Raw genomic sequence first — 7,770 nt, forward strand, 5'->3', positions numbered from 1 at the left:
GAATCTCCTTTTTACAACGAGACGTTTGGTAGCAAGGGTATTTGGAATGGTATGCAGAGCGCTTGGAACAGCGTGAGTAACTTTGTGAGTGAGAGTTACGGAAAGTTGTTTGGGGGTAAGGATGTAACAACTGCAGATGGATTAAATCAAAGAAAAGGTATTATCTATAGGCAGCCAGATGGTTCATTGGCAGATAATGAAGGTCATCAATATATCATAGATCATGATGGAATGATAAAACGCCAATTAAATGAGAATAGCTTAGAGTTAGTATGTTTTGTGGCAGGCACTTTGATTCATACTGAGAATGGTTTAAAGGAAATCAATGACATTATTGAAGGGGATTTTGTTCTCTCTTGGAATGAAGTAACGAAAGAGATAAGCTATAAAAAAGTTACTAATTTGTATATTAAAAACAGTAATTTAATATATGAAGTGGAAATAAATAAAGAGTTAATCCTTCGAACTACGTGGAATCACCCTTTCTGGGTTACGAATAAGAGTTCATGGATTGAGGTAAAAGATTTAGAGATAAATGATCTTGTTTTTTTATCAAATGGATCTGAAGTAAAAATCACTGACATTCGGAATAGTTCTGTTGAACAAACAAAAGTTTATAATTTAGGTGTAGAAGAAAATCATACTTATTTCGTAGGCGATTCTGGAGTTTTAGTACATAATTACGATCCACGCAGTGAAGTTTCTAAATTTTTAGCAATGATGCCTGAAGAGCTTAAAGATAAAGATCCTTCTTATAAATACCGTAATGATTCTCAAAAAATGGCAGAATATGAACAAGGAGTAGCGCTAGGCAAAATGAAAGCTAAAATTATTCACGAAAAGTTGAAAATCATGTTCGACGGTGATGCAACATATAAACAAATTGAAGAGCTGCAAGCAAAAGAAATTGAATTAGAATCGAAGGTCTCGAAATTGAGCGATGCTGGAAAATCTGGTTTATCAACAGGTGTATGGACTGAGGTTCTAAAATTAACAAATTTAATACCAAGTGCATTGGATCTTTCTGGTGATGTTAACCCGCTTCCATTCGACATGACTCCTACGAAATGGAAGATTTTAAAGTATTTCCTTTCTAAGTGAAGCATTTAAATAAGTTATGAAAGAATATATTTATATAACTAAAAGTTGGGTCACCTATTGTCGAAGACATTGGCAAAATATTATTTTTATGGAAATCATCGCTTTGTTTCCATTTTTCTTTTTATCCAGTGCTTATTACGCGCTTGAGCATAATAAGCACTGGGTGATTTTGCAAAAAAATGAATTTATTCATTGGCATTTATTTTATGACGAAGTTGGTTCAGTACTTAATTCTTTAGTATTATTAGGTATACTTTCTTTTGGACTTTCGATTTTCAATTTACAAAGAACAAAGGGCAGCAGTTGGGTCTCACTTAAAGAAGCAGTTGGTTATTTTCGAAAGAATTATTTTATGCGACAGAAACTGTTGCTTTTATTAATAATTTTCTTTTCTTTCTTCTTTTCTTTTGGGAGGAGTCAGTTCATTCAATTTATCTTTTTATTAATAATTGTTGGGGAGATATATTTCTTGTTTCTGACACTTGAAATAGATCAGAAAAGAAACTTGATTGCTTTATATATTGAGCTGCTACAGCAGCGCTTGATATTAATAATCTTTATTTTTTTGTTTTCCGTTCTATTTTATTCAGTATTTATATTTTTTTTATCGATGGCAGCGGTATCGATATTAACAATGTTTCAAGCGGCGGGGGGGGTGTTTGATTTTCGAATAATGTCTTTCTTTATGTATTTCTCTTTAAGATTCATCTCACTTTTAATATTACCACTATTTATTATTCCGAATTTTTTATGTTTTGAGTACACTCTTGATTCTTTCGTAATTAAAAAATCAAAAATAGTATAGAAAAGTATAGTATGTATTTCATTAATCGCCAGTCGTAAATTAGTATTACCAATGCACCTATGATAAAGTAGGCTATCGCTGTTGCAATATGCTCAGTTTTATATTTTGACACAATTGAAATTATACAGTTGTTAAAATTCGCAGAAAGTAAAAGTGTATATATCAATTTTCTATTTGTTAGAGGCATTAACCAATTTTATAGATTTTAATTAAAAGACAATTCGAAAATTGTGTTGTGTCCTAGTCCAAAAACCGTCGTTTGTTAAGTATTACTGTGGCGCACAGCTAACAAGTGTTAAGCGGGAATATCATTTTTGACCTCGGAATGGAAGTAAACATGATGCAACCTCCCAAGAACTTGTCGTTTGATAATCTTGGAGGTAGGAGAAGGGAAGGTAACGACTCTCCCACATATCAGAATAACAGGCGTTTGGCGAGTGCACGAAGGCAAACTACGCAACAAACTAAAGCCCTACCACCAAAAACGGAACGTAAATACTTTCAGATTATAATCATGAAGTTTTTGCGACAACAGGCTGACGTTTTTTGAAACACTTTTTCCAAATTCACATTGTATTCTAAGAACAAGAAATCAGATTACAAAACTTTAATAGAATCGGGAATTCATTTAAATGAAGAGTTGTCGAATTTGGGTTATGAATAAAAGAAGAAAACCCCGTTTTTAGGGGACAAAATGTCTGATTTTTGGGTCCAAAAGCGCTAGAAATTGTGATAAATCGGAAGAAAAAGCGTTTAAAATTGACAATTGTGATTCGATATTGTAGAATGGATATAGAGAATCGTTGTATGGAGCACGAAAAACCCTTGATATCGTTTGAAATTGAAACTGATAGTTTTGTTTCAAGAAAGGCCTTGGAATCGTGCACCATTGGTTCGCAAAGAGAGATTTCCTTCCACGACCCCGCGAGCGATCAAGGCGTGGTCAAGTTATTGGCATTAGAGAAATGTAATGTTTCAAAAGCAGAATACAATAACTTGACCGGAGCTGCGAGCGCGGTCCGCAGGACGCGGCCGAAAAAGATCACCAACACGACGGGGGCGCCGGACGAGGTTGCGCGTAACGTGGAAACGGACATTTATCAAAAGGTTATCCACGACTATATGGGCGAGAACGGAGTTGTGACACAACTTTTTGGAATGGAGTTGAAACAACGCGCGGACAAACAATCGCAGCAGTGGGATTTGAAAGAAAAAGAATTCTACGACCTGAAACAGGATTGGATCCAGAACGTTTCGTACTTGAAAGAAGTGGGAACGAAACGCTGGGAGAACATGGCGCAGGAGTTTGGTGCGAAGTGGAAGGACTGGAGAGCGGACTTCAAGGCGGAACACGAAGCGAACCAGGCGTTGTTTTTGAACAAGATCGAACAAGCGGTGCAAAACAAAGAGACGTGGACGCAGAACTTTTTGCAGGCAAGTCAGAACAACGCGGAAGAACAGAGTTTGCGAGAGATGTATGATTCGATTGCGGGTATGGTTCAGAGCATGCAAGAGAACTTACCGCAGGGAGTTTCACTTAGCATCAATGTGAACGATATTCTTGCAAGCGTGCTTGCGAAGAAGCCGGGAAGTTTGTCTGCGAGTTTGATGGACCGAGCTTCGAGCATCGATACCAACTTCTTTTTAAACGAAGTGAAGAAATACAACTTCAACGACAAGGGAGTGAAGGATCAGTTCAAGAGTTTGATGGAGAAGACGAATGTTCTGAGTCAGAACATGGTGATCTTGCAGGCTTTGGAGAGTTTGCGGAATATGCCTGAGAGTTTTGTTCTTGCTGTGAAAAAACAAAACGAAGCCACGCAGAAGAGTTTGGACTCAACGATGGCGTTTGGCGGTTTTGCGAGAATGGGAGCGATGTATTTGCGCGTGATCAAGAACGCTGCGGGTGGCACAGAACAGCAGGTTTTACCGGTTTACAACGACTTTGTATATACCCCTCCTACTGAGTTTCCTCTTGTGAAGGACTCCAACGGCAACGAATGGGACCTGAGTAAAACCGAATCGTTGTTAGACGGGAAGAGCAATGCTCCGAGTCCGAGCGACATCGGTGTGATGGTTCGTTTGGCAAAGAACAAAATGTTAAACGACTTCAAGAAGACGTTGGACGTTGAAAATTATCATAATTACGAATTAGAACAAAATCTCTTTGATCCGGAAGATCTGATCGGGAGTTTTGACGGTTTTGTAAGCAGTGTGCAGGACGGCCAGAACGTATCCTGCGCGTCCAAGTCGGCTAAAGATTGTATAGAGCTTGCAGCAAATTCCGGAACGTTAGTGGGAGAAGTTCCCGGAGGAGCGTATGGTCTTTGGCAGTTTGGTCAATTCTACCCGATTTTGAAAACGAAGAAGGAGATGGACAAACGCAAAGCGATGATGGACGCATCTCGCGAGCGCTTTAAGGGAGGAATCGGTAGATTTTACAATCAGTTGGGTACTATTTTTGAAGGCGGTTCCGAATTTGTCAAAGGGGCGCTCAAGACAGTCAAAAGTGTAAGCCAAGGAAATTTTAAAGATGCAGGTAAACAATTTGAGAGTTGTCTTCAAGGTTTAATGTATGCCGTTACCGGCATTGTAGACTTTGTAATGTTTATCGGGGACCTTGTCTCGGGCATACTCCAGTTTGCTGGTGACAAAGTGACCCAGTTAGGAAGAGGAACTCTTCCGCAAGTGGCGAAGATAGGACAAGGATTGGGCGAGATAGGTAAGGGTTTGGACCAATCCTTAGATGAAGGCTATTTCGAGTTATCTCGGTATCGTCAAAGCAATCAATATCAAGAACGTAATACAACGTTGGGTAATCGAACCGGTCAGGAGATGTATCGTAACGACAAATTAACGGACAACGTAATCACGGCGGGTTTCGTAGTTACTGGAATCGCGATGGCAGTGATCGCTGTGATTGCAGCGCCTGAGACTGCGGGAGCGAGTTTGGCTGCGCTCCCTGCTCAAGAGGCGGCTTTAGCTGGCTCGTATGCCGCCTACAAAGCAGCGCGGGGGGCTTATGAAGGTGGAGCGGGCGGAATGGTTGCTGGCGCTGCTGAAGGTTATATCAACTATGAACTTCAGATGGCGACTGCCGGCTCTTTGTCCGTAAACTTGGGCTACAGCTATGGTAACGGTTATACAGTAGGGATGAACGCGACGTTGCCTGTTATGAAAACGGCGACTGGTCGAGCGATTGGTCCGAGTGCGATGTTGAATTACAACGAGCACAACGGTTTTAGCGGGGGTTTGGGAGTTCGAGCGGGCGGAGTTAGCGCTTATTATACGGAAGGTTACGGTTTAGACGAACAAGGTAGAAAGATTCGTAGCCACGGTTGGAGTGTAGGTGCGGGTGGTATCAACTTAAACTACGACAGCTACCAAGGATACGGAGTGAGTTTGACTTATTCTCAGGGCTTTGCTGGTTATGGTTTGGCCGGAGCGATGAGTACTACTTTTTCTTATACGGAGCGTGGGGGTTTGACGAACAGTTTAGGGATAGACTTAAACGCGTTAGAGGGTTCGAATCCCGGAGAGTATGCGAACATTTACAATCGCTTGAGCCAAAAGAACGGAATGGATACGCTTGGTAACAACGGGTTGTTGTTTTCTATCTTAACGGGTATGGGTCTGGCGGTAAACAACAAGGGCCGTGACGAGCTTTTTTACGAAGAGTTAGTGAACGGAATATTTGGTGGAGATGATGGAGTGGCTCCCACAATAAAACCAGGCCCACGTCCAGGAACGTATTTAGATATGGAAGGTAATGTTTTAGTTCGGGATTCGAAGACCGGTAATCTTGTTCCAGAGTGGATGGAACACAATTTAGTTTTAACGGATGGAAATTCTTATGGAACGCTTGATAACATTCACCCAAATAATGTCCCTTGGTACAAGAGCTTGATGAATAGAATTTTGGGTTGGATCGATCCTATCAAACCCATAGCGGCGGCTTTTGGTAAAGCGAAAAGAGCCGTTTTAGACAATCCAACAGGATTAGGTACAGAAGATGTAGAGAAAGCGGCGGCTATTTCAGCAGATACAAGGAAGATAGCAGCGAGCGCGAAAGTAGCGGCACTACTTGCGGATGCCATTGAATCGGGCGACAAATATATGCTTGGGAATTTGAACGAGTTTTTAGAGTTGAAGACTGGACAAAGTAATTTATTAGAGAGTGTAGTAAAAGTGGGTATAGAGAGTTCGAAAAATGCAGAAAGTATGGAAATATTTTCCAATTTACGACCTGAAACAATTCAAAAACTGAATCGTATGGACTGGAATGATCTAGCTAAACAATGGAGTAACTTTTCTGGACGAGATTTGAATGAGATAATGGGGCACAGCATTTTGCCGTATCGAGCAAAGGCGATAAACTTTGGCGGTATGGTTCTTTCAGGAAGCTGGGAGTATTTAGAGGGAGCCAATACTACAATTACTATTGAAAATGCTACTCCCCAGCGGTTTAGATATTACTAATGTTAGAGGATGCTAATGTGTTAAAAAAAAAGTTACTGCGCTGGACAATTATATCAGTTTTCGGCCTAGGGATTTCGACTCTTGCTTCTTGCAAATATGTTCAGTATCGTTTAATAGAGCAGACTAAAGAATTTGTTATGGATAGAGATAATTTTGATTTTACAACGGAGGTTTTAAATTTACGCGAAGAAAAAACGAAAGCAACAGTAATATACGGCAATCCGGAAGGTTTGAAAATTTCAGAGGTTCCCTGTAAAAAATTTCTTAAGCGTAAAGAATCAGTTATAGCATCGAAATGTGAACTAGGACGATTTAAGGATTTCGCAATTTCGGCTCGATATAATTCTTGGATTTGTCCGGACGATGTCGATATTTTTTATTACTATGGTAGGGTTGCTAGAAAGGAAAATTGTGAGGAATTCTACAAGAAAGCATATTCATTGAATTTATCCAATCTTTCCTTGTGGGATGGTTATGAAACTACGTTAGAAAAAGCGGCATATATCAAAGCGGCCTCCATGCATCGATTGTCTGAAACTGCATTAAAGCATCTTTTTATTAATCCAAATAAATCAATAATTCTAATCCAAAAAGAACCTGGCAAAAATGCAAACTGGGCTGTTGAATACATTTTGTATAATAAATGGTCTGTCGTTTTCTTATTTTTTAACAACGAGTCCCTTGAGGAGATTAAAGAATTTGTTCGCCACATCCGACTTGAACCGATGTCCTAGTATCCTGAGCTGAGCGTGCCCTAGTCCAAAAACCGTCGTTTGTTAAGTATTTCTGTGGTGCGCAGCTAACAAGTGTTAAGCGGGAATGTCATATTTGACCTCGGAATGGAAGTAAACATGATGCAACCTCCCAAGAACTTGTCGTTTGATAATCTTGGAGGTAGGAGAAGGGAAGGTAACGACTCTCCCACGTATCAGAATAACAGGCGTTTGGCGAGTGAACGAAGGCAAACTACGAAACAAACTAAAGCCCTCCCACCAAAAACGGAACGTAAATACTTCCAGATTATAATCATGAAGTTTTTGCGACAACAGGCTGACGTTTTTTGAAACACTTTTTCCAAATTCACATTGTATTCTAAAAACAAGAAATCAGATTACAAAACTTTAATAGAATCGGGAATTCATTTAAATGAAGAGTTGTCGAATTTAGGTTATGAATAAAAGAAGAAAACCCCGTTTTTAGGGGACAAAATGTCTGATTTTTGGCTCCAAAAGCGATAGAAATCGTAATAAATCGGAAGAAAAAGCGTTTAAAATTGACAATTGTGATTCGATATTGTAGAATGGATATAGAGAATCGTTGTATGGAGCACGAAAAACCCTTGATATCGTTTGAAATTGAAACTGATAGTTTTGTTTCAAGAAAGG

4 protein-coding genes and 1 pseudogene are annotated in these 7,770 nt (G+C 39.7%); 4 read left to right on the forward strand and 1 reads right to left on the reverse strand.

The genetic code is table 11. The features are described from left to right. The 4 genes from EHQ17_RS15585 to EHQ17_RS15600 all read left to right on the forward strand — a co-directional run. The coding region (locus tag EHQ17_RS15585) for a Hint domain-containing protein (protein WP_246057583.1) at positions 1-1,101 on the forward strand (1,101 nt) is incomplete at its 5' end. Between the two features lie 88 nt (positions 1,102-1,189). Beyond that, positions 1,190-1,906, forward strand: coding sequence for a hypothetical protein (locus EHQ17_RS15590; RefSeq protein ID WP_135590795.1), 717 nt, complete (start codon positions 1,190-1,192; stop codon positions 1,904-1,906). 786 nt (positions 1,907-2,692) lie between these two features. Further along, on the forward strand, positions 2,693-6,385 hold the full coding sequence (locus tag EHQ17_RS20215) for a hypothetical protein (RefSeq protein ID WP_246057584.1): 3,693 nt from the start codon (positions 2,693-2,695) through the stop codon (positions 6,383-6,385). 17 nt (positions 6,386-6,402) lie between these two features. Beyond that, positions 6,403-7,119 (forward strand): hypothetical protein, encoded by a 717-nt coding sequence (locus EHQ17_RS15600; protein ID WP_135590794.1) that lies wholly within the window; start codon positions 6,403-6,405, stop codon positions 7,117-7,119. A 75-nt stretch (positions 7,120-7,194) separates the two neighbouring features. Here EHQ17_RS15600 and EHQ17_RS15605 read toward each other — a convergent pair. Beyond that, positions 7,195-7,308: pseudogene (locus EHQ17_RS15605) on the reverse strand (integrase core domain-containing protein); the annotation flags it as partial. Positions 7,309-7,770: the final 462 nt, after the last annotated feature.

This window comes from Leptospira gomenensis, assembly GCF_004770155.1.
Lineage (GTDB): Bacteria > Spirochaetota > Leptospiria > Leptospirales > Leptospiraceae > Leptospira > Leptospira gomenensis.

Coding starts and splice junctions, on each gene's coding strand:
- EHQ17_RS15590 (WP_135590795.1), top strand. CDS start 1,190: ATGGAAATCATCGCTTTGTTTCCATTTTTCTTTTTATCCAGTGCTTAT.
- EHQ17_RS20215 (WP_246057584.1), top strand. CDS start 2,693: ATGGATATAGAGAATCGTTGTATGGAGCACGAAAAACCCTTGATATCG.